Origin of the sequence: Curtobacterium sp. USHLN213, assembly GCF_037144815.1 — a bacterium.
Lineage (GTDB): Bacteria > Actinomycetota > Actinomycetes > Actinomycetales > Microbacteriaceae > Curtobacterium.
Genome location: NZ_JBBCYQ010000002.1, coordinates 369,277 through 390,345 on the forward strand (window position 1 = coordinate 369,277; position 21,069 = coordinate 390,345).

General features: G+C 71.8%; 20 protein-coding genes. 17 read left to right on the forward strand and 3 right to left on the reverse strand.

Annotated elements, in window-relative coordinates; all coding sequences use genetic code 11:
* Nucleotides 1-3: 3 nt before the first annotated feature.
* From WFH25_RS04425 to WFH25_RS04475, 11 genes are read left to right on the forward strand one after another with little or no spacing between them, the layout of a single operon-like run.
* Nucleotides 4-1,044, forward strand: a complete 1,041-nt coding sequence (locus tag WFH25_RS04425) for a carbohydrate ABC transporter permease (protein ID WP_336696936.1) — start codon at nucleotides 4-6, stop codon at nucleotides 1,042-1,044.
* Nucleotides 1,041-2,006, forward strand: coding sequence for a carbohydrate ABC transporter permease (locus WFH25_RS04430; protein ID WP_083295110.1), 966 nt, complete (start codon nucleotides 1,041-1,043; stop codon nucleotides 2,004-2,006). The genes WFH25_RS04425 and WFH25_RS04430 overlap by 4 nt, the downstream gene beginning before the upstream one ends.
* A gap of 10 nt (nucleotides 2,007-2,016) precedes the next feature.
* Nucleotides 2,017-2,841, forward strand: a complete 825-nt coding sequence (locus tag WFH25_RS04435) for a Type 1 glutamine amidotransferase-like domain-containing protein (protein WP_336696937.1) — start codon at nucleotides 2,017-2,019, stop codon at nucleotides 2,839-2,841.
* Nucleotides 2,838-4,745, forward strand: coding sequence for an amylo-alpha-1,6-glucosidase (locus WFH25_RS04440; RefSeq protein WP_336696938.1), 1,908 nt, complete (start codon nucleotides 2,838-2,840; stop codon nucleotides 4,743-4,745). The genes WFH25_RS04435 and WFH25_RS04440 overlap by 4 nt, the downstream gene beginning before the upstream one ends.
* A gap of 37 nt (nucleotides 4,746-4,782) precedes the next feature.
* A complete protein-coding gene (locus tag WFH25_RS04445; RefSeq protein WP_336696939.1) occupies nucleotides 4,783-5,214 on the forward strand; it encodes a MarR family winged helix-turn-helix transcriptional regulator in 432 nt (143 codons plus the stop codon).
* A gap of 58 nt (nucleotides 5,215-5,272) precedes the next feature.
* Nucleotides 5,273-5,914, forward strand: coding sequence for an MBL fold metallo-hydrolase (locus WFH25_RS04450; protein ID WP_336696940.1), 642 nt, complete (start codon nucleotides 5,273-5,275; stop codon nucleotides 5,912-5,914).
* Between the two features lie 54 nt (nucleotides 5,915-5,968).
* Entirely contained in the window at nucleotides 5,969-6,688 is a 720-nt protein-coding gene (locus WFH25_RS04455) for an HAD family hydrolase (protein ID WP_336696941.1), read from the forward strand.
* Nucleotides 6,685-7,197, forward strand: a complete 513-nt coding sequence (locus WFH25_RS04460) for a VOC family protein (RefSeq protein WP_336696942.1) — start codon at nucleotides 6,685-6,687, stop codon at nucleotides 7,195-7,197. The genes WFH25_RS04455 and WFH25_RS04460 overlap by 4 nt, the downstream gene beginning before the upstream one ends.
* Nucleotides 7,198-7,211: 14 nt before the next feature.
* Nucleotides 7,212-7,694 carry a GNAT family N-acetyltransferase gene (locus tag WFH25_RS04465; RefSeq protein ID WP_229086503.1) on the forward strand — a complete coding sequence of 161 codons (483 nt, stop codon included), beginning with the start codon at nucleotides 7,212-7,214 and terminating at the stop codon, nucleotides 7,692-7,694.
* A 53-nt stretch (nucleotides 7,695-7,747) separates the two neighbouring features.
* Nucleotides 7,748-8,368, forward strand: coding sequence for a TetR/AcrR family transcriptional regulator (locus WFH25_RS04470; protein ID WP_070417197.1), 621 nt, complete (start codon nucleotides 7,748-7,750; stop codon nucleotides 8,366-8,368).
* Nucleotides 8,365-10,065 (forward strand): MDR family MFS transporter, encoded by a 1,701-nt coding sequence (locus WFH25_RS04475; protein ID WP_336696944.1) that lies wholly within the window; start codon nucleotides 8,365-8,367, stop codon nucleotides 10,063-10,065. Before WFH25_RS04470 ends, WFH25_RS04475 begins: the two co-directional genes overlap by 4 nt.
* A gap of 366 nt (nucleotides 10,066-10,431) precedes the next feature.
* Here the strand turns inward: WFH25_RS04475 and WFH25_RS04480 are convergent, their stop codons facing one another.
* Nucleotides 10,432-11,430 carry a LacI family DNA-binding transcriptional regulator gene (locus WFH25_RS04480; RefSeq protein ID WP_254791849.1) on the reverse strand — a complete coding sequence of 333 codons (999 nt, stop codon included), beginning with the start codon at nucleotides 11,428-11,430 and terminating at the stop codon, nucleotides 10,432-10,434.
* A gap of 179 nt (nucleotides 11,431-11,609) precedes the next feature.
* Here WFH25_RS04480 and uriH point away from each other — a divergent pair, with 179 nt between their 5' ends.
* The 4 genes from uriH to WFH25_RS04500 are packed head-to-tail and all read left to right on the forward strand — an operon-like array spanning nucleotide 11,610 to nucleotide 15,860.
* Nucleotides 11,610-12,605, forward strand: a complete 996-nt coding sequence (gene uriH / locus WFH25_RS04485; RefSeq protein ID WP_070417195.1) for a uridine-preferring nucleoside hydrolase UriH — start codon at nucleotides 11,610-11,612, stop codon at nucleotides 12,603-12,605.
* A gap of 5 nt (nucleotides 12,606-12,610) precedes the next feature.
* Nucleotides 12,611-14,020 (forward strand): uridine transporter UriT, encoded by a 1,410-nt coding sequence (gene uriT, locus WFH25_RS04490; protein WP_336696945.1) that lies wholly within the window; start codon nucleotides 12,611-12,613, stop codon nucleotides 14,018-14,020.
* Entirely contained in the window at nucleotides 14,017-14,874 is an 858-nt protein-coding gene (locus WFH25_RS04495; protein ID WP_336696946.1) for a ribokinase, read from the forward strand. Before uriT ends, WFH25_RS04495 begins: the two co-directional genes overlap by 4 nt.
* A 50-nt stretch (nucleotides 14,875-14,924) precedes the next feature.
* A complete protein-coding gene (locus tag WFH25_RS04500; protein WP_336696947.1) occupies nucleotides 14,925-15,860 on the forward strand; it encodes a Ppx/GppA phosphatase family protein in 936 nt (311 codons plus the stop codon).
* Here WFH25_RS04500 and WFH25_RS04505 read toward each other — a convergent pair.
* A complete protein-coding gene (locus WFH25_RS04505) occupies nucleotides 15,857-16,462 on the reverse strand; it encodes an antibiotic biosynthesis monooxygenase (RefSeq protein ID WP_442892398.1) in 606 nt (201 codons plus the stop codon). The two genes, WFH25_RS04500 and WFH25_RS04505, sit on opposite strands and share 4 nt — an antisense overlap.
* Before the next feature lie 49 nt (nucleotides 16,463-16,511).
* The gene (gene ku / locus WFH25_RS04510; protein ID WP_336696950.1) at nucleotides 16,512-17,504 is read right to left on the reverse strand and encodes a non-homologous end joining protein Ku; all 993 of its coding nucleotides are present in this window, start codon (nucleotides 17,502-17,504) and stop codon (nucleotides 16,512-16,514) included.
* A 106-nt stretch (nucleotides 17,505-17,610) separates the two neighbouring features.
* On the opposite strand from ku, the gene WFH25_RS04515 reads away from it, so the two are divergent.
* Together WFH25_RS04515 and WFH25_RS04520 are read left to right on the forward strand one after the other, a co-directional pair.
* Nucleotides 17,611-18,501: an SDR family oxidoreductase gene (locus tag WFH25_RS04515; RefSeq protein WP_092388240.1), complete on the forward strand. Its 891-nt coding sequence runs from the start codon at nucleotides 17,611-17,613 to the stop codon at nucleotides 18,499-18,501.
* Complete coding sequence (locus WFH25_RS04520; RefSeq protein WP_336696951.1) at nucleotides 18,498-21,020, forward strand: ATP-dependent DNA ligase; 2,523 nt, start codon at nucleotides 18,498-18,500, stop codon at nucleotides 21,018-21,020. The genes WFH25_RS04515 and WFH25_RS04520 overlap by 4 nt, the downstream gene beginning before the upstream one ends.
* Nucleotides 21,021-21,069 lie beyond the last annotated feature (49 nt).

Consider the following 21,069-nt stretch of genomic DNA (forward strand, 5'->3'; position numbering starts at 1 on the left):
GACGTGTCCCGGAAGAACCGTGCCGAAGCCGTCTCGGGCTGGCTGTTCACCGCGCCGACGATCATCGTCCTCGGCCTGTTCCTCGCCGTGCCGGTGGTCATGGCGGCCTGGGTCAGCGTGTCCGACTGGCGGGGTGTCGGCAGCCCGTTCTCGTCCGACGTCTCCTTCGTCGGCGGGCAGAACTACGCCAAGATCCTCGGCGGCGGGGGCCTCGACGAGCAGAACTTCGGCACCGCGCTGAGGAACAACCTCTGGTACGTCGTGTTCGTCGTCCCGCTGCAGACCGCCGTGGCGCTCGGGCTCGCCCTGCTCGTCAGCGGTCGGGCACTGCGCGGGCGCGGGTTCTTCCGGACCGCGTTCTACTTCCCCTCGGTGACGAGCTCGGTCGCCATCACCGTCCTCTGGCTGTTCCTGTTCTCGTCGACGGGAGCCGTCAACAAGATCATCAGCTGGGCGGGGATCAACGGACCGAACTGGTTCAACGAGCCCACCGGCCTGTTCCACCTCGGCGGAGGCACACCACCGGCCTTCCTCGCCGACCACACGATGCTCGGCATCTCGTGGTGGGAGTGGCTCGCGGGTCCGTCGGTCGCGATGACCGCCTTCATCCTGCTCGCGGTGTTCACGACGAGCGGCACCTTCATGCTGCTGTTCATCGCGGCGCTGCAGAACCTCTCGCCGGAGGTCGACGAGGCGGCGATGATCGACGGCGCCGGGTCCTGGACGCGGTTCTGGCGGGTCACCCTGCCGCAGCTGCGCCCGACGCTCTTCACGGTGCTGACGCTCGGGCTGATCGGGACGTGGCAGGTCTTCGACCAGATCTACACGGGCACGAAGGGCGCCCCGGCGAACACGACGCTCACGCCGGCGTTCCTGTCGTACACGTCCGCGTTCCAGAGCCAGCAGTGGGGCGTCGGCGCAGCCATCGCCTTCATCCTGTTCGGCATCATCGTCGTCTTCACGCTGCTGCAGCGGTGGGCGCTGCGCGACCGCCCGGTGTCCCGCCGTCGGATGCGGTGGATCGAGAAGGGGAGCACACGATGACCAGCGCACCCACCCCGGCGACCGCAGGCGGCGGGACCGAGCCGACCCGCGCCTCCAGGGCGGCAGTGCCAGGAGGCGCGGTGCCGGACCTCGGCGCCACCACCGTCACGCAGGCACCCGGCCCGGGCCGGCGGCCACGTCGGCTCACGCCGCGGAGCGTGGTGCTGCTGGTGTTCGGCGTCCTGATCGCCGTCGTCTACCTGCTGCCGTTCTACGTCGCGATCGTGAACGCGTTCAAGACCGACCAGGACGCCTCCCTGCACCCGCTGGCGCTCCCCGTCACCTGGACCGGCGCGGCGTTCCAGACCCTCTTCGAGAACTCCGACTTCGGGATCTGGGCGATGAACTCGATCATCGTCGCGGTCTTCGTCACGCTCGGCCGGATCTTCTTCGACTCCCTCGCCGGGTACGCGTTGGCGCGACTGCGGTTCCCGGGTCGCCAGACCGTCTTCGCCCTGCTCATCGCCGTCATGGCGGTGCCGGGCGTGGTCCTGCTCATCCCGAAGTTCCTCGTGATCAACCAGCTCGGCATGTACGACTCGTACTCGGGCATGATCGTGCCGTTGCTCGTGGACGCCGCCGGGGTGTTCATCATGAAGAACTTCTTCGAATCGATCCCGGTGAGCGTCGAGGAGCAGGCGAAGATCGACGGTGCCGGCACGTTCCGGACCTTCTGGTCGGTCGTGCTCCCGATGGCGCGTCCGGCCGTCGTGACGATCACCATCCTGTCGTTCCAGGGATCGTGGAACGAGCTCGCGCACTTCATCGTGTCGACCTCGTCGCCCGACCTCACCACGCTCACGAAGGGCGTCGCATCACTGGCGTCGGGCGCGCTGAGCGCCGGGAACCAGTTCCCGGTCAAGCTCGCGGCGGCCTTCGTCATGACCATCCCCGTGGCGGTCGCGTTCTTCGTGTTCCAGAAGCGCATCATGAACGGCAGCGACGGGGCGGTCAAGGAATGAGCACCCCGACGTGACCGCCACCGAACCCACGATCCTGGCCACCTGCGGCGGTCTGGTCGGCGGCGAGTGGGACGACTCGGCCTACGGTCCCCTCCTGTTCGAGGCCGTCCGGCTCGCCCGCGTCCCCGCCGGTCGGCCACCACGCGTGTTGCACGTGAACACCGCCGGCGGCGACCAGCGGACCGTCGAGGGGGCAGAGCTCGCAGCGGCCCGTACGGCCGGTGTCGAGGCGTCGCACCTGCGGTTCTTCCCGAGACGGAACGTGCCGTCCCTGCGCGACGCCGTCCTCGGTGCGGACGTCGTCTGGGTCTCGGGCGGCTCCGTGGTCAACCTCCTCGCCGTGTGGCGTGCCCACGGTCTCGACGAGGTCCTGCGTGAGGCTTGGGACGCCGGAGTGGTGCTCGCCGGTGGATCGGCCGGCGCGCTCTGCTGGCACACCGGCGGCGTCACGCAGAGCCACGGCCCGCAGCCGTCGGTCCTCGCCGACGGACTCGGCTTCGTGTCCGGCTCGCTCGGTGTCCACACCGACTCGGACCCGGACCGGTCGCCGGTCTTCCGCGCAGCCGTCGCGGCGGGGGACCTCCCGGCGGGCATCGAGCTCGACGAGGGCGTCGGCGTCGTCCACCGTGGGCGCTCGGCCACGTTCGTCGAAGCCGTCACCGACCACGACGGAGGCGGCGCGGTGCGCATCGACCGTGCCCCCGGCGACCCGACCGGCATCCGTGCCGAGCCCCTGCTCGTGCGTCGCCTGCCGGACGCACCCCGACCCGTACCGAGCTGGACACCCAGCGCCTGGATCCCGTCCCCCGAACCCGTCGACGAGGAAGCCCCATGACCTCCACCACCACGAACACCACCACCGCCGCTGCCACGACCGCCACGCTGCAGCCCCTGCTCCACGACGAGGTCGCCGTCATCGCGGCACCGACGCAGGCATGGTCCGGTCGGGACGGTGCCATCGGCGCGAACCCCGTGCACGGCTACTGGACCGGCGACCAGCGGTTCGTCTCCGCCGTGCGCGTCAGCGTCGAGCACTCCGCGGTGGAATCGGTCGCCGTCGTGCCCGTTGGTGCCCGCGAGGTCGTCTTCACCGGACTCCTGCGCGGCCTCGACGGTACCGGCGCCGATCCGGACGTCCGCCTCGACCGTCGTCGGACGGTGCGCATCGACGGGGTGGCGGAACGCCTGCGCGTCACCGATCGGCTCCAGGGGCCCGGCGCGAGCACCGCGGAGCTCGTCGTGACCGTCAGGCTGACCCCGGACGCCGCCGGGATGGACGCGGTGAAGGCCGGTCACGGCCCCCAGCCGGTCCCCGCCGACGCCTCGGAGCAGACCGCATCGTGGACCTCGGGCTCCGTACGGGTCCGGCTCGACGCCCCGGGAGCATCCGTCCGCGTCGAGGACGGTGACGTCGTGCTGCGCTGGCGGACGGAGCGCGCGCACCAGGTCGACCTCGCGTGGGACTGCGCCGTGGAGACGCCCGACGCCGTCGTCACCGGCGTGACGACCCCGCGCCCGTTCGACGTCCCGGCCGGCGTGCAGGACGACCGGCTCCGGCGCTGGCTGGAGCGTGCCACCGACGATCTCGACGCTCTGCGGCTGGCGCGGCCCGAGGGCGAGTTCATCGCGGCCGGCGCCCCCTGGTTCTTCACCCTGTTCGGCCGCGACGCGATCTGGGCCGCCCGCTTCCTGCTGCCCGTCGACACCAGCACCGCCGGGGGCACCCTCCGGGTCCTCGCCGCGCTGCAGGGCACCGCGGACGACCCCGCGACCGCCGAGCAGCCCGGCAAGATCATGCACGAGCTGCGCCAGGCGTCCCTGCCGGTCGACAACGACGAGATCTCCCTGCCACCGCTCTACTACGGGACCGTCGACGCGACGGCGCTCTGGGCGTGCCTGCTCCACGACGCCTGGCGTGCGGGGCTCCCCGACGCCGAGGTCGAAGCGCTCCTGCCGACGCTCGAACGCGCCCTGGCGTGGATGCGCGACCACGGCGACGCGGACGGCGACGGGCTGCTCGAGTACGTCGACGAGTCCGGCCGAGGGCTGGCGAACCAGGGCTGGAAGGACTCCGGGGACAGCGTGCAGTGGCGGGACGGCACCCTCGCCGACGGCCCGATCGCCCTGTGCGAAGTGCAGGGCTACGCGCACGAGGCCGCGGTGCACGGTGCCGACCTGCTCGATGCGTTCGGCCGTCCCGGCGGCGACGAGTGGCGTACCTGGGCCGCCCGCCTGGCCGATCGCTTCCGCGACGCCTTCTGGGTGGCCGACGACATCGGTCGGTACCCGGCGATCGCCCTCGACGCCCGCAAGCGCCCCGTCGACTCCGCCACGAGCAACATCGGCCACCTGCTCGGCACCGGCCTGCTCACCCCGGACGAGGAAGCCGTCGTCGCAGCACGTGTCGTGAGCCCGGACCTGGCGAGCGGCTTCGGCCTCCGGACCCTCTCCACGACCGCCGCCGGGTACTGGCCGCTCAGCTACCACGGGGGCACCGTCTGGGCGCACGACACCGCCGTGGTGATCACGGGCCTCACCCGGTCCGGACACCACGACGAGGCCCGGGTCCTGTCCGAGCAGCTGCTCGCCGCGGCGGTGGCGTTCGACTTCCGGATGCCCGAGCTGCACGCCGGCGACGACGCGTCCGCCGTCACACGTCCGGCCCCGTACCCGGCCGCCTGCCGCCCGCAGGCCTGGAGTGCCGCCGCCGCCTTCCCCGTCTGGGTCGCGCTCCGGTAGGCCGCCGTCGCAGGACTCCGGCGGTACGGTCGAGGGCATGACGACGACCCCGGACGACCTCGCCGAGGAGCTCCGCGAGTCGATCGGCCGGATCGTGCGGGCCACCCGGGTACTCACCGACGAGCTGCCGCAGGCGCAGAGCGCGAGCCTGGGCCTGCTCGACCGGCAGGGGCCGCAGACCATCGCCGAGCTCGCGCGGGCCCGCGGCGTGAAGCACCAGGGACAGTCACGGACCGTCGCGGAGCTCGAGGAGCGCGGCTTCGTGGAGCGAGGCGTCTCCGACGGGGACCGGCGGGTCTCGGTGATCCGGCTGACGGACTCGGGCCGCACGGTCATGCTCCGGGAACGGAGCGCCCGAGCCGGGGCGTTCGCGTCGGTGATCGGATCCGAGCTGTCCGAGGCCGAGCGTGCGGCACTCGCCAGGGTGCCGGAACTGTTCGACCGCATCGCGGCGAGACTCGAACGGTGAACGCCCTCTCATCCGGATCGACCACGTCGATGTACAACACTGTTGTAGACTCGTCGACATGGAGCTGACGAAGTACAACCACGCCACCGTCGTCCTCGAGCAGGACGGCGCCACCCTCGTCATCGACCCGGGCACGTTCACGCCGGAGGGCACCGACCTCGCGACGGCCGCCGTCGCCGTCCTCGTCACCCACGAGCACTTCGACCACTTCGACGTCGACGCCGTCCGTGCCGCCCTCGCCGCGAACGACGCCCTCGTGGTCCGTGGGCCCGCCGCGATCGTCGACCAGCTCGGCGCGCACGACGGCCGCGTCGCCGCGGTCTCGGCCGGTGACACGTTCGAGGTCGGCCCGTTCTCGGTGCAGGTCTTCGGTGAGGAGCACGCCGTCATCCACGGCGACATCCCGACGATCGCGAACGTCGGCTACCTCGTGAACGGCGCCGTGTTCCACCCCGGCGACGCCTACCTCGTGCCCGGCGTCCCGGTGCAGACCCTGCTGCTGCCGACCAGCGGCCCGTGGACGAGCACCGCCGAGGCCGTCGACTACGTCCGCGCGGTCTCCCCGGAGCACGCCGTGCAGATCCACGAGGCGATGCTCAGCGAACTCGGGCAGCAGTCCGCCGCGCGGTTCCTCGGCCCGGACGGTCTCGGACCGGTGCCGGTGCAGATCCTGCCCGCCGGCGAGTCGATCACCGTCTGACGGACGTGACGCGCCCCTGAGAGGCGATCCGCGCCTCCAGGGCAGGGTGGAGGGATGCCCGACGCACCCTCCACCGCCGTCCTCTTCGACATCGACGGGACCCTCGTCGACTCGAACTACCCGCACATCGACGCCTGGTGGCGGGCGTGCACGGCAGCAGGCGAGTCCGTCGACGCCTGGCGGATCCACCGCGCGATCGGCATGGACTCGGCGAAGCTGCTCGAGGAGCTGCTGCCGGACGCCACGGACGAGCAGCGCGACACCGTCAAGCAGTTCCACACCGCGTACTACGCCGAGCAGATGCCGCGGTTGCGGCTCCTCCCGGGTGCCCGTGAGCTGCTCAGGTCCGTCGTCGAGGCCGGTCACGCCGTCGTGCTGGCCACGAGCGCGCCCGAGGACGAACTCGTGCGCCTGCGCGAACTGCTCGACGCCGAGGCGTGGATCACCGCCGTCACGAGCTCGGAGGACGTCGAACAGGCCAAGCCGGACCCCGGGATCATCGAGGTCGCGCTCCGGAAGGTCGGCGTGTCCGCCGATGCCGCCGTGATGGTCGGCGACGCGATGTGGGACGTCGAGTCCGCCGGACGGGTCGGTGTGCCCTGCGTCGCCGTGATGACGGGCGGGATCGGCGGCGACGAGCTGCGCCGGGCCGGGGCGGTCCGGGTGTACGACGACGCGGCAGCGGTCCTCGCCGACCTGCGGGCCGGCCGGGGCCCCATCGCGGACCTGGCGAGCCACGCCGGGGGAGCCGCCGGCAGAGGGGCGGGCGCGTGAGCGTCCGCGGCGTCGACCACATCGGACTGACCGTGCCCGACGTCGACGCGGCCAGCGCGTTCCTGATCGACGCGTTCGGTGCCGAGGTGCTCTACGACACGCTCCCCGCCGACCAGCCTCCGAAGGGCGGCGCGGCGACGACGTCACGCCTCGGTGTCCCCGGAGACGCCCGTGAGGTGCGGATCCGGATGCTCGCGCTGCCTGACGGCCCCGGCATCGAGCTGTTCGCCTTCGACCACGTCGAGCAGGACACCCCGGCGGTGCCGTCCGACCTCGGGTGGCAGCACCTCGCGCTGTACGTCGACGACCTCGACGCCACGCTCGACCGGGTCGTGGCCGCCGGGGCGACCGCGCTCGGCGCACCCCGCCCGCTCCCGGGGCCCGAAGCCGGCGACCGGAACCGGTTCGTGTACGTCCGCACCCCGTGGGGCAGCACCGTCGAGCTCCTGACCTACCCCGATCCCCAGCCCTACGAGGAGCACACGTCGCGTCGACGCTGGCATCCGTGACAGGATCGTCGGTCGTGATCACGATCGAACGCGTTCGGTGGGACGACCCCCGTGGTGTGGCGCTCCGCGCCCGCATGGACGAGGAGATGCACGAGCGCTACGGCGCCGCGAACGGCGACGAGGACCCGGCGGTGACGGCCGAGCGTGGCCGGGCGCTCGCCGTGGACCCGGCGACGATCATCACCTCGATCCTCGCGATCGACGAGGACGGCGAGGCCCTCGGGCACATCGCCGTCAGGCGCCTCGGTGACGAGGTCGAACTGAAGCGCCTCATCGTCCTCGCCGCCGCCCGCGGGAAGGGTGCGGCCACCGCGCTGCTCACCGAGGGGGAGCGCGTCGGGCGTGAGGAGGGCGCCGCGCGGCTCATCCTGCAGACCGGCGACAAGCAGCCCGAGGCCGTGGCGCTCTACGAGAAGACCGGCTGGACCCCGATCCCGGTGTACGAGCCGTACGCCGCGACGATGCCGTGGTCGTTCTGCTTCGAGAAGGCGCTCTAGCGGTACCCCACTTCCACATTGCACTCTCAGTCCGATAGTGCAATTCTTGTCCGGTGAGCACCACCGAACGCACCCGCGCGCTGCGCCGACGCATGATCGTCGAGGCACGTCGGGCGACCATCGAGCACGGGCTGCACGGCTTCACGATCGAGCAGCTCTGCGAGACGGTCGGGGTGTCCCGGCGGACGTTCTTCAACCACTTCGCGTCGAAGGACGACGCCGTGCTCGGCATCGAGATCAACGCGGACGTCGAAGCCATCGACGCGTACGCCGCCGGCGGTGTCGTCGCGGCCGACCTCGAGCCGCTGGACTCCATCGTCGCGCTGGCGATCGACCAGTTCCACCGGGCCGGCATCGACCGCGCCGACGAGGTCCTCGTCCGCGGGGTCTTCGAACGCGAGCCGGCGCTCGTCGCCCGGTTCCTCTCGGCCACCGACGTGCAGCTCGGCCGCATCACCGACGCCGTACGAGCGCGGTTCGGTTGGGGCGACGCCACCGACCGCCGTGCGCGGCTCGTCACCGAGGCCGCCGCAGGGCTGCTCAAGGTGACGGCGGAGACCTACTTCGACGACGCGTTCGACGAAGCCACCGGCCCCGCGTTCGACGAGCTGCTCACCCAGAACCTCCGCCTGATGAGGGCGGCCATCACGACCGGACAGGACACCACCGAATGAGCGCCACCGCGCCGGGCACGACCAAGCGTGCCCGCCCAGGCTCCGACGGACCGCTGCTCCTCACGCAGCGCCGGATCTGGATCATCTTCTCCGCGCTCATCGCGGGGATGCTGCTCTCCAGCCTCGACCAGACCATCGTCTCGACGGCGATGCCCACCATCGTCGGCGAGCTCGGCGGCGTCGCACACCAGGCGTGGCTGACGACCGGGTACCTGCTCGCCTCGACCATCGTGATGCCCGTCTACGGCAAGTTCGGTGACGTCCTCGGTCGCCGCAACCTGTTCCTCATCGCGATCGCCCTGTTCACCGTCGCGTCGGCCGGGTGCGCCTTCGCCGGCGACTTCACCCAGCTCGTGGTCTTCCGTGCCATGCAGGGCCTCGGCGGCGGCGGCCTGATGATCCTGTCGCAGGCGATCATCGCGGACATCGTGCCGGCGTCCCAGCGCGGCAAGTACCTCGGCCCGCTCGGTGCGATCTTCGGCCTCTCGGCGATCGGCGGCCCGCTGCTCGGCGGGTTCTTCGTCGACCACCTCACCTGGAACTGGGCGTTCTACATCAACATCCCGGTCGGCATCGCCGCGTTCTTCGTGGCGTGGTTCGCGCTGACCCTGCCGAGCAAGAAGGCGACGAAGCGCATCGACGTCCTCGGCGTGCTCTTCATGTCCGCCGCGACGACGTGCCTGGTGTTCTTCTCGGAGTTCGGCGGCAGCAAGGACCACGGCTGGGACGCCCCGGAGACGTGGGCCTGGTTCGCCGGTCTCGTCGTGTCGGCAGCGCTCCTCGTGCTCGTCGAGTCGCGTGCGGCGGACCCCGTCCTGCCGCTGTCGTTCTTCCGGAACCGCACGTTCCTGCTCGCGACCGGCATCGGCCTCGTGCTCGGCATCGGCATGTTCGCGGCGATCGGCTTCGTCCCGACGTTCCTGCAGATGGCGTCCGGCACCTCGGCGGCGGTCTCGGGTCTCCTGATGCTGCCGATGATGGTCGGCCTGATCGGGACCTCGATCGCGTCCGGCAACCTGATCACCAAGACCGGTCGCTACCGGATGTTCCCGATCATCGGGACGATCCTGGTCGCCCTGGCGATGCTCGCGATGACCCAGCTCGCGGCGGACACCCCGATCTGGCTCATCTGCGCGTACCTGTTCGTCTTCGGTGCGGGCCTCGGCCTCATCATGCAGGTGGTCGTCCTCGTGGCGCAGAACGCGGTGCCCGCCGAGCAGGTCGGTACCGCCACGTCGACGAACAACTACTTCCGCGAGGTCGGCGCCTCCCTCGGCACCGCCGTCTTCGGTGCGCTCTTCACGGCGCGGCTCACGACGTCGCTCACCGACGTGTTCCGCGGCGCCGGCGGATCGGCGACCGACGCGGCGTCGTCGGCGGGCAGCATCGACCCCGCGACCGTGGCGAAGCTGCCGGAGGCGGTGCAGGACGGCATCGTGAACGCGTACGCAGACTCCCTGGCCCCCGTGTTCTGGTACCTGCTGCCGTTCATCGCGGTGGCCTTCCTGCTCGCGCTGTTCCTCCCGCAGATCAAGCTCTCCGACACGGCCGGCATGGTCGCCCGTGGCGAGGCGGTCGGCGGAGCCGAGGCCGATGAGCTCGAGCGCGCGCAGCGCGCGGGGCACACGGCCGGCGCGGCCGAGCCGCAGCCGGCGCCCGAGCCGGCCGATGCCGGTCCGGACCGTTCGGAGCGCTGACCGCGCGATCCACGAAAGCGACAGTCCCCCGCAGGATCCCTGCGGGGGACTGTCGCTTCCCCGGCACGGACCCGCCGCCGCGGCGCCGATCTGTCGCTTCGGCGGGGTGGTCCGGACCACCGCCGGCCAGGAGGCGCGGTGCCAGCTCGCACCGCGCCTCCCGTCCGCCACGGCGCGCGCCCACCGCGCCCACCGCGCCCCGGTCGCGAAAGCGACAGGCTGCCGCCGGATCTCGGCTGGCACCTGTCGCTTCCGCGGGGTGATCGCCGCGCGGTCGCGGTACATCGTCGCTCTCGCGGCACGAACCGCCGCGGTCCGCGACCGCGCGCGGCGCCGCGGCGCCGCGCGCAGCCGCCGCGGCGCGCGCTACGCGCCCGTGCTCGCGCGGCGCACCAGGCGTGTGGGGAGCGCCGCGGCCTCCGGCGCGGTGCCGTCGAGCGTCGCGAGCAACCGCAGCGCCGCAGCCCGGCCGAGGTCCGCGCCGGGGAGTGCGACGCTCGTCAGGGCCGGCGCCGTGACCGAGGACGACGGCAGGTCGTCGAACCCCGCGACGGCGAGTTCGCCGGGGACCGCGATGCCGAGCTGCCCGGCGACCCGGAGCACCCCGTACGCGAGGGTGTCGGCAGCCGCGACGACCGCCGTGACGTCGTCGTCCTGCCAGGCCTCGAGGACGTGCTCGGTCGCCGAGGCCGCGGCGTCCACCGTGAGGTCGGCGCGGGCGGTGACCTCGGAGACCTCGATGCCGACGGCCGCGCACTCCTGTTCGAAGAGCTCCCGACGGACGCCGAACGTCGCAGCCCGCGAGGTCCCGTCGAGGTACCCCACCCGCCGGTGCCCGCGCTCGTGCAGGTGGGCGACGAGCTCGTGGACACCGGGGGAGAGGTCGTAGTTCACGGCCTCGGGGCCGCCCGGTGCGTCGAGCAGCACCACGGGGACGGTGGCGGTCATCGTCTCGTCGGCGGCGGGCGCGTCCACCAGGATGCCGGCCGGGCGGAGCCGCTCGAACCGTCGGACGTCGGCGGCCACGGGCTGGGCCCCGCGCTCCGTCACGGAGAGCACGAGCTGGAAGCGGTCGCCGACGGTGTCGCGCACGCCGCGGATCACCTCGGCGAAGAAGGGGTTCGACAAGTCGGGGGCGATCAGGACGACGAGGTCGCCGCTGCCCCGCGCGAGGGAACTTGCAGCGTGGTCGACGACGTAGCCGAGCTCGTCGACGGCGTCGCGCACTCTCGTGGCGATCGGCACGGAGACCCGGCCGCGGTCCTTGCCGTTCACGACGAGCGACACCGTGGCGATGCTCGTCCCCGCGCGCTCGGCCACCATCGCAGCGGTCACACGACGGCCGGGGGCGGCGGAGGATGGCACGCGTCGATGCTACCGAGCGCGGACCGCGCAGTTCGGGTCCGCCGCCGGTGACTTGACGTCAAACGCTTGACGTGTTTCCATGTCAAACGCTTGACGTGCCGCGGGAGCTGATCCTCGCCGCGGATCCCCACCTCGTCGAGCATCGACCTCCTGATCCCCGAAGAAGTGGAGCGCCCCGCGTGCCCGAGAAGATCATCCTCGACTGCGACCCCGGCCACGACGACGCCGTCGCGATCCTGCTGGCCCACGGCAACCCGGACATCGAGCTCCTCGCCGTGACGACCGTCGTCGGCAACCAGACGCTCCCGAAGGTCACCCGCAACGCCCTCGCCGTCGCCCGCATCGCCGGGATCACCGGGGTCCCGTTCGCCGCCGGTGCCGACCGTCCGCTGCTCCGCGAGATCGAGGTCGCCGGTGACATCCACGGCGAGAGCGGTCTCGACGGGCCGATGCTCCCCTCGCCGTCGTTCGAGCTGGACGAGCGGCACGCGGTCGACCTCATCATCGAGACCGTCATGGCGCACGAGCCCGGCACGGTCACCCTGGTGCCGACCGGCGGCCTGACGAACATCGCCCTCGCGGCCCGCAAGGAGCCCCGCATCGTCGAGCGCGTCAAGCAGGTCGTCCTGATGGGCGGCGGGGTGCACGTCGGCAACTGGAGCCCGGTCGCCGAGTTCAACATCGTCATCGACCCCGAGGCCGCCTCGATCGTCTTCGACGCGGGCTGGGACGTCGTCATGGTCGGCCTCGACCTGACGCACCAGGCGCTCGCGACGCCCGAGGTCGCCGAGCGCATCGCCGCCGTCGGCACCGCCCCCGCCGCGTTCGTCGGCGAGCTGCTCGACTTCTTCGGCCAGACGTACAAGGACGCCCAGGGCTTCGACGCCCCGCCCGTGCACGACCCGTGCGCCGTCGCGTACGTCATCGACCCGACCGTCGTCCGTGCCGTGAAGGTCCCGATCCACGTCGAGACGCAGGGCACCCTGACCCTCGGCATGACCGTCGCCGACTTCCGCGCGCCCGCGCCGGAGGACTGCCGCACGAGCGCCGCGATGGAGCTCGACCACGGCCGGTTCTGGGACCTCGTCGTCGACGCCCTCGAGCGCATCGGCGAGACCCCGGACACCGGCTGGACGCCCCGGACCGCAGCCACCACGACCACCACGGAGCACTGACCCCCATGACCACCACATCGACGAAGAAGTCGATCGGCGCCCTCACCGCCGCGCTCCTCGCAGCCTGCATCGCGTTCCAGCTGAACGCGAGCATGCTCAGCCCCGCCCTGGTCACGATGGCCCGCGAGCTGCACACCGACGACGCCACGATCGGCCTGTCGCAGACGCTGTTCTTCACCCTGGCGGCGCTGTTCTCGCTGTTCCTGCCGCGCCTGTCCGACATCGTCGGCCGCAAGCGCGTCCTGCTCGGCATGCTCGCGGTGATGCTCGTCGGCAGCATCGTGGCGGCGCTCGCGGTCAACGTCCCGATGCTGTTCGTCGGCCGCATGATCCAGGGCGTCACCGGCCCGGTCGTCCCGATCGGCCTGCTCATCCTCCGCAACGAGATCGCCGACCCGAAGCGCTACGGCGCCGCCCTCGGCCTGCTCACCGCGGTGAACGGCGGCATCGCGGGCGTCGACGCCCTCGCCGGAGGGTGGATCGCGACGCACTTCGGGTTCCGCGGGATCTTCTGGGTCATCGCGATCGTCACCGTCGTAGCCGCGCTGATGGTCGCTGCGTGGGGCGTCGAGTCGAAGCCGTCGGCCGGCACCCGGATGGACTGGTGGGGTGTCCTGCCGCTCGTCGTCAGCGTCGGCGCACTGCTCACCGCGTTCAACGAGGCGGGCAAGCTCGCAGCCGCCAACTGGGGGCTCGTGGCCTGTGGCATCGTCCTCGCCCTCGTGGCCTTCGGCGTCTTCTGGGCGGTCGAGTCGCGGGTGCGCGAGCCCCTCGTCGAGACACGGTTCCTCAAGCGCCGTGCGACCTGGGCCCTGCTCGTCACGACCCTGCTCACCATGACGGGCGTGTTCGCGGTCGTGAACGGCCTCGTCACGAGCCTCGCGCAGAACCCGGACGCGGGCTTCGGCATGGAGGCCGACCTCGCCTCGCTCGCGTTCCTCACCCCGTACGCGCTGGTCGGCTGGATCGTCGGACCCTTCGCCGGCCGGCTCGCACCGACCCTCGGCTACCGCGCCGTGCTGCGCGTCGGCCTGGTCGGGAGCATCGTCGCGACGCTCGTCATGGCGTTCGTCGGCGTGCACTCGCTGCCGGTGCTCATCGCCGCGACCGTGCTGATCGGCATCACGTACGCCGGCATCGCGAACATCATCCTGAACGGGCTCGGCATCGTGCTCTCGCCGGAGTCGAACCCCGGCTTCCTGCCCGGCCTCAACGCCGGTGCGTTCAACCTCGGTGCCGGCATCAGCTTCGCCGTCCTGCCGGCCCTGCAGATCGCGCTCGGGACCGGCGGGTCCGCGGGCACCGCCGGGTACTCCGGTGGCATGCTGCTCGGTGCCGTGATCACCTGCGCGGCACTCGCCACGTCCTTCCTCATCCCGCGCCCGGCCTCGGCCGAGACAGGAGCCGCCGCATGACCGGCATCGTCGTCGTGGGGAGCCTCAACGCGGACCTGGTGGTCCGCACGGAGCGCTTCCCGAAGCCCGGTGAGACCCTCCAGGGGTCCGACCTCGCGATCCTGCCAGGCGGCAAGTCCGCCAACCAGGCGGTTGCTGCCGGGAGGCTCGGGGGCACCGTGCGCATGATCGGCGCGGTCGGCGACGACGGGAACGGTCGACTGCTGCGCGACTCCGTCGCGGCGGCGGGTGTCGACACGACGCACGTCGCCGTCCGGGAGGGCGTGGCCACCGGCACCGCCGTCATCACGGTCGACCGCGCAGGGGAGAACACCATCGTGATCTCCGCCGGCGCGAACGGCACGCTGACCCCGCACGACGTCCCCGCCGATGCCCTCGACGGTGCCGGCGTGCTCGGTCTCTGCCTCGAGGTCTCGATCGACGTCGTCCTGGCCGCCGCCCGCGCAGCGCACGCCGCCGGGGTCACGGTGCTCACGAACCTGTCCCCGTTCGGTGCCGTCCCGGCGGAGCTGCTCGAGCTGACCGACGTCCTGCTCGTCAACGAGCACGAGGCCGCCGAGCTCGGGGAGCACGGCGTCCGACGGTCGATCGTGACCCGGGGCGGCTCGGGGTGCGTCGTGCACGACGGTGACGCCGAGCCGGTGTCGATCGACGCCGTCCAGGTCGAGCCGGTGGACACCACGGGCTGCGGCGACGCGTTCATGGGTGCGGTGGCGCTGCGCCTCGCCGCCGGGGACCCGCTGGTCGAGGCCGCGCGGTTCGCGGTCGGTGTCGGGGCGTACGCCGCGACGAAGGCGGGCGCGCAGGCGTCGTACCCGACCACCGCGGAACTGGAGTCGTTCCTGCGGGGCTGAACCGCGCCTCCTGGGCCGTGCCCGTCCGACGCGGCCACTAGCGTTGTGGCATGCGCGTGGGAGTCCTCGACATCGGGTCCAACACCGGCCACCTGCTGGTGGTGGACGCCCACGGCGGTGCCGCCCCGCTGCCGGCGTCGTCGTTCAAGCAACCGCTGCGCCTCGCCGAGCACCTCGACGACGCCGGCGCGGTGACGGAGGCGGGCGTCGACGCCCTGACCTCGTTCGTCGCCGACGCCGTCCGCGTCGCCGAGGACCGCGGGTGCGAGGACATGCTCGCGTTCGCGACCTCGGCCGTCCGCGACGCCGTGAACTCCGACGCGGTGCTCGCCCACGTCGAACGGGCGACCGGCGTCGAGCTCGCCGTGCTGTCCGGCGGAGACGAGGCGCGCTTGACGTTCCTCGCCGTGCGGCGGTGGTTCGGGTGGTCCGCCGGTCGCCTGGCCGTGTTCGACATCGGCGGCGGGTCGCTCGAGATCGCCGGCGGAGCGGACGAAGCGCCCGACGTCGCGTGGTCGATGCCGATCGGCGCCGCGCGGCTCGCCCGGTCGTACTTCGCGGCGGGGACCCCGACCGAGGACGACGTGCGCCGGATCCGCCACGAGATCCGGGTGGAGATCGCCCGCGACGCCGGGCTGCTGCTGCGCGCCGGGCGGCCGGACCGTGCCGTGGCGACCTCGAAGACGTTCCGGTCGATCGCACGGATCTGCGGCGCGGCGCCCTCGGGTGCCGGGCCGCTCGTGCCGCGCGCGCTCGACGGCGACGTGCTCTGCGCGAAGCTGCCGGCGCTCCTGACGATGTCGGTCGCCGAGCTGGCCGAGCTCCCCGGGGTGTCGCCGAGCCGGGCGCACCAGGTGGTGCCGGGAGCACTGGTCGCCGAGGCCTGCCTGGACATCTTCGACCTCCCGGCGCTCGAGATCTGCCCGTGGGCGCTCCGCGAGGGCGTGATCCTCGAGCGGCTCGACCAGCTGTCGGTGCTCGGCTAGCCGTTCCTCGGCGGTGCGAGGAGCCACGGGCGGATCATCCGCGTGACGAACGGCAGCACCCAGAACGTCATGATCGGCGTGAGCACGAGCGTCGTGACGAGCACGCGCGGCAGCACGGGGAGCGCGCCGAACGCGGGGACGAGCCAGCCGACGAGGTACGTGAACGCCAGGTTGACCGGGAAGAACCCGAGCCAGATGCTCACGGCCTGCTTCCACCGCGGCGGTGCGCTCGACGCCGGGGCACCGGCCGGTGCGTCGAACCACCCCTCGATCCCGGTGCGCTTCTCGACGCGGGACTCCACCACGAGGTCACGGCCGAGGTCGAGCCACCGCAGCCGGTCGTCGGAGTTCTCCCACGTGGCAAGGGAGTCGTGGTCGGCGAACCGGTAGAGCATGTGCCACTCACGGCTCGTCGCGTGCGAGCGGACCCAGCCCGAGCCGAGGAAGCCCGGGTAGCGGTTGGCGAGGTTCACGCCGGACTGCACCCAGCGGGTGACGTCGGGGATCCGTTCGGGTTCGACGAGTCGGGTGATGGAGACGGTGACGGGCGGGCCATCGGTCGCGGGTGGCGACGACAAGGCCCCAGGCTCTTCTGGAGTCATGCGTCAAGTCTGGCCGACGCGTGTTTCCTGCTCGTGTCGCGCGGTCCGGCTAGCTGGCCTGCTTCTTGGCGGCCGGCTTCTTGGCGGCCGGCTTCTTGGCGGGGGCTTTCTTCGCCGGGGTCTTCTTCGCGGGGACCTTCTTCGCGGGTGCCTTCTCGGCCGAGGCCTTCTCCGGTGACTCGTCGGCCGTGGAGTCCTGCTTCGTGGAACGGGACCCGCTCCGGGAACGCGACCCCGTGCCTCCCGAACCGGACCGCTTCTTGTCCACCGACGCGCGCAGGGCGGCCATCAGGTCGATGACGTCGCCACCCTCGTCATCATCGTCGTCCTCGGAGCGCTCACCGAAGGTCTTCTCGGTGTCGATGTCGTCGCCGGACTCGAGCTTCGCGTCGATGAGCTGCTGCAGCTCCACTTGGTAGGCGTCGGTGTAGCGGTCGGGGTCGAAGTCCGTGGACATGCTGTCGACGAGCGACGACGACATCTTCAGCTCGTTCGCGCTGACCTTCACCGCTGCGTCCAGCCCCTTGAAGTCGGCGGCACGGACCTCGTCGCCCCAGAGCAGCCCCTGCAGCAGGATCACGTCGTCGTTCACCCGCAGGACGCCGAGCCGGGTCTTCTGCCGGAGCGTGAACTGCACGATCGCCAGCCGGTCGGTCTTCGCGAGGGTCTCGCGCAGGAGCACGTACGCCTTGGGGGAGCGGGAGTCGGGCTCGAGGTAGTAGGACTTCTCGAACATCATCGGGTCGACCTGGTCGACGGGGACGAACTCGAGGACCTCGATCTCGTGCGACTGCTCCTCGGGGAGCTGCTTGAAGTCGTCGGCGGTGAGCACCACCGTCTTGTCGCCGTCGTCGTAGGCGCGCTGGATGTCGGCGTACTCGACCTCGTGGCCGAACTCGCAGACACGCTTGTACCGGATGCGGCCCTTGTCCTCGTCGTGGACCTGGTGCAGCGACACGTCGTGCGTCTCGGTCGCCGCGTAGACCTTGATCGGCACGTTGACGAGCCCGAACGCGATGGAGCCCTTCCAGATCGACCTCATGGGCACATGATGCCCGTCTCTCCACGGGAGCGCCCGTAGCGGACGGGTTCTCCACAGATCCCGCTTCGCTGAACCGCGGTGGCCGCGGCGCGAGCACCATGGGCCCATGAGCCAGCTCGACAAGCAGGACCCGCGCGACCAGTTCCCCCGTCCGCCCTTCCCGGCGCAGACGCAGCAGGGATCCGGACTGGCGAGCGCGATGGACCCGGCACCGGACCACGGCGAGACGAGCTACCTCGGCACGGGCCGCATGCCCGGCTACCGTGTGCTCGTCACCGGGGCCGATTCAGGCATCGGACGGGCAGCGGCGATCGCGATGGCGAAGGAGGGCGCGGACGTCGCCCTGAACGCCCTGCCCGAGGAACGCGACGACCTCGAGGCCGTGCGGGACATCGTGGGCGACCTCGGGCGGAAGGCCGTGCTGCTCCCCGGTGACCTGACCGACGAGGGGTTCTGCGACACACTCGTGCGCGACGCGGTGAGCGAGCTCGGCGGGCTCGACGCGCTGGTCCTCGTCGCCGGCCACCAGAAGGTGCACGACGACGTGACGGAGCAGTCGACCGAGGACTTCGACCGCACGATGAAGGTCAACCTGTACTCGCTGTTCTGGCTGGTGCGTGCGGCCGTTCCACACATGGCGCCCGGCAGTGCGATCGTCACGACGAGCTCGGTGTCCGCCTACCAACCGCAGGACCGGATGATCGACTACGCGGCGACGAAGGCCGCCATCATCACGTACACGAACGGGTTGGCGCGGCAGCTCGCGGCGAAGGGGATCCGGGCGAACACCGTCGTGCCGGGCCCGGTGTGGACGCCGCTGCAGCCGATCAGCTACCCGGGCGACGAGATCGCCGCCTACGGGCAGGACACACCCTTCGGCCGACCTGCACAGCCGGTCGAGCTCGGCAGCGCGTACGTGTACCTGGCCGGCCCCGAGTCGTCGTACACGTCGGGGACGACCCTCACGGTGGCGGGGGCGACCGGGGTGGCGCTGTGAGTCCGACCTCGCGCAAGACCGTGGTCCTGGTGGGGGACCGCCGCATCGCCCTGACGAACACCGACAAGGTGCTCTACCCGGAGACCGGCACCACCAAGGGACGCGTGATCGAGTACTACGAGCGGGTCGCGCCGTGGATGATCCCGCACGTGAAGGACCGCCCCGTGACCCGGAAGCGCTGGGCGAACGGCGTCGACGGCAAGGTGTTCTTCGAGAAGAACCTGCCGGACTCCGCGCCCGACTGGGTCCGGCACCACACCATCCACCACGCCGAGCACGACAACGAGTACCCGATCGTCGACGACCTGCCGACCCTCGTGTGGATGGCGCAGCAGGCCGCCCTCGAACTGCACGTGCCGCAGTGGCGGTTCGGCCCCCGCGGCGGGCAGCAGAACCCTGACCGGCTCGTCCTCGACCTCGACCCCGGCGACGGCGTCGGGCTGCCCGAGTGCGTCGAGGTCGCCCTCGCAGCACGCGAGATCCTGCACGGCATGGGGCTCGACCCGTACCCGGTCACGTCCGGGTCGAAGGGCATCCACCTCTACGCAGCGCTCGACGGCGGGGCCTCCACCGGACACGTCTCCGAGGTGGCGCACGAACTCGCGAAGGCGCTCGAGCAGGACCTGCCGGACCTCGTGCTCTCCTCGATGAGCCGGGCGGAGCGGACGGGCAAGGTGTTCGTCGACTGGTCGCAGAACAACGGCAACAAGACGACGATCGCGCCGTACTCCCTGCGCGGCCGTGACCGGCCGACGGTCGCCGCGCCCCGCACCTGGAAGGAACTCGCCGAACGCGGGCTCGCGCAGCTCACCCTCGACGAGGTCCTCGAACGCCTGGAGGAACGGGGCGACCACCTGCACCCGGTCGCCTCCGCCTCGTTGGCGGTCGGACGGGACGACCACGGCCACTGGGACAGCGACCGGACCCAGCAGGCGAACGACGCGGAGCAGCCCGCGCGCGACCGGCTCGCCGCGTACCGCGCCAAGCGCGACGCGTCGAAGACCCCGGAACCCGTGCCCGAGGACGCCCCGACGGTGCGGAAGGACGGCACCCCGACGTTCGTCATCCAGGAACACCACGCCACACGCGACCACTACGACTTCCGGCTCGAGCACGACGGGGTCCTGGTCAGCTGGGCGCTGCCGAAGGGTGAACCCACCGACCCGGGGAAGAACCACCTGGCAGTGCAGACCGAGGACCACCCGCTCGAGTACGGCGCGTTCGAGGGCACGATCCCGAAGGACGAGTACGGCGGCGGCACGGTCACGATCTGGGACGACGGCACGTACGAGCTCGAGAAGTGGCGCGAGGGCGAAGAGGTCATCGTCACGCTGCACGGCCGGACCGGGGGCGCTCGCCGACTGGCGCTGCTGCACACCCGCGGACGGGGTCGTGGGCGCGACGGCGACGAGAAGAACTGGCTCATCCACCGCACGAAGGACCAGCCGGACCGCCTGGCGGACGGCGGGGAGGGGGCGGGGACGAGCCGCGCCTCCCGACCCGCACCCGCCGGCGGCGACCCGACCGCGCGCATCGACCGGACGGCCGCGTCGGACACTGCTCCGGCTGATCGCCGCACGATGCAGGCGACCCTCGCGAAGGGCGAGCCGACGCTGGACGCGTCCGACTGGGCGTTCGAGATGAAGTGGGACGGCATCCGCGCGCTCGCGACCGTCCGGGACGGTTCGGTGACACTCCGCAGCCGCAACGACAACGACCTGACGGTGCAGTACCCCGAGCTCCAGGAACTCGGCGACCGCGCCGGGGTGGACGGCGTGTTCGACGGCGAGATCGTGGCCCTCGACGATCGGGGGCGGCCCTCGTTCCAGCTGCTGCAGAACCGGATGGGACTGACGAAGTCGCGCGAGGTCGAGGCGGCGCGACGTGAGACACCGGTCCGGCTGCTGCTCTTCGACGTGCTCGAGGCGGACGGACACGAGCTCACCCGCCTCGGGTACGACGCGCGTCGCCAAGCGCTCGAGACGGTGGTCGAACCGGGCGGCGCGATCGACGTCCCGCCTGCGTACCAGGGCGACCTCGCCCGGGCGATGGCGGACTCGGCGGAGCAGGGACTCGAAGGGGTCGTCGCGAAGAAGCGGAGGTCGAAGTACGCCGAGGGTCGGCGATCGGAGGCGTGGCTCAAGCTGAAGCACCACGCCACGCAGGAGGTCGTGGTCGGCGGGTGGAAGCCGGGGAGTGGTCGGCGTGCGGGTGGGGTCGGCTCGCTGCTCCTCGGCGTCCCGGGGCCGGACGGGCTCGAGTACATCGGGAAGGTCGGCACCGGCTTCCGCGACCGCGACCTCGACGAGATCGGTGCGACGCTCGCCGCGCTCGAGCGGAAGACCTCGCCGTTCGTCGACGTCCCTCGGCCCGATGCCCGCGACGCGCACTGGGTGACGCCGAAGCGCGTGGGCGAGGTCGAGTTCGCCGAGTGGACGTCGGACGGCCGGTTGCGACAGCCCTCGTGGCGCGGGTGGCGGGTGGACAAGGACCCCGGGGACGTCGTCCGGGAATCGTGAGCATGCATCCGCATGGGGTCAGCCCGGGGCGAACTTCCGTCCCCCGTTC

Excerpts from the sequence above, each read along its gene's own strand:
- WFH25_RS04430 (WP_083295110.1), top strand. The coding sequence starts at position 1,041 with ATGACCAGCGCACCCACCCCGGCGACCGCAGGCGGCGGGACCGAGCCG.
- WFH25_RS04440 (WP_336696938.1), top strand. The coding sequence starts at position 2,838 with ATGACCTCCACCACCACGAACACCACCACCGCCGCTGCCACGACCGCC.
- WFH25_RS04445 (WP_336696939.1), top strand. The coding sequence starts at position 4,783 with ATGACGACGACCCCGGACGACCTCGCCGAGGAGCTCCGCGAGTCGATC.
- WFH25_RS04450 (WP_336696940.1), top strand. The coding sequence starts at position 5,273 with ATGGAGCTGACGAAGTACAACCACGCCACCGTCGTCCTCGAGCAGGAC.
- WFH25_RS04455 (WP_336696941.1), top strand. The coding sequence starts at position 5,969 with ATGCCCGACGCACCCTCCACCGCCGTCCTCTTCGACATCGACGGGACC.
- WFH25_RS04475 (WP_336696944.1), top strand. The coding sequence starts at position 8,365 with ATGAGCGCCACCGCGCCGGGCACGACCAAGCGTGCCCGCCCAGGCTCC.
- uriT (WP_336696945.1), top strand. The coding sequence starts at position 12,611 with ATGACCACCACATCGACGAAGAAGTCGATCGGCGCCCTCACCGCCGCG.
- WFH25_RS04495 (WP_336696946.1), top strand. The coding sequence starts at position 14,017 with ATGACCGGCATCGTCGTCGTGGGGAGCCTCAACGCGGACCTGGTGGTC.
- WFH25_RS04500 (WP_336696947.1), top strand. The coding sequence starts at position 14,925 with ATGCGCGTGGGAGTCCTCGACATCGGGTCCAACACCGGCCACCTGCTG.
- WFH25_RS04505 (WP_442892398.1), bottom strand. The coding sequence starts at position 16,462 with ATGACTCCAGAAGAGCCTGGGGCCTTGTCGTCGCCACCCGCGACCGAT.
- ku (WP_336696950.1), bottom strand. The coding sequence starts at position 17,504 with ATGAGGTCGATCTGGAAGGGCTCCATCGCGTTCGGGCTCGTCAACGTG.
- WFH25_RS04515 (WP_092388240.1), top strand. The coding sequence starts at position 17,611 with ATGAGCCAGCTCGACAAGCAGGACCCGCGCGACCAGTTCCCCCGTCCG.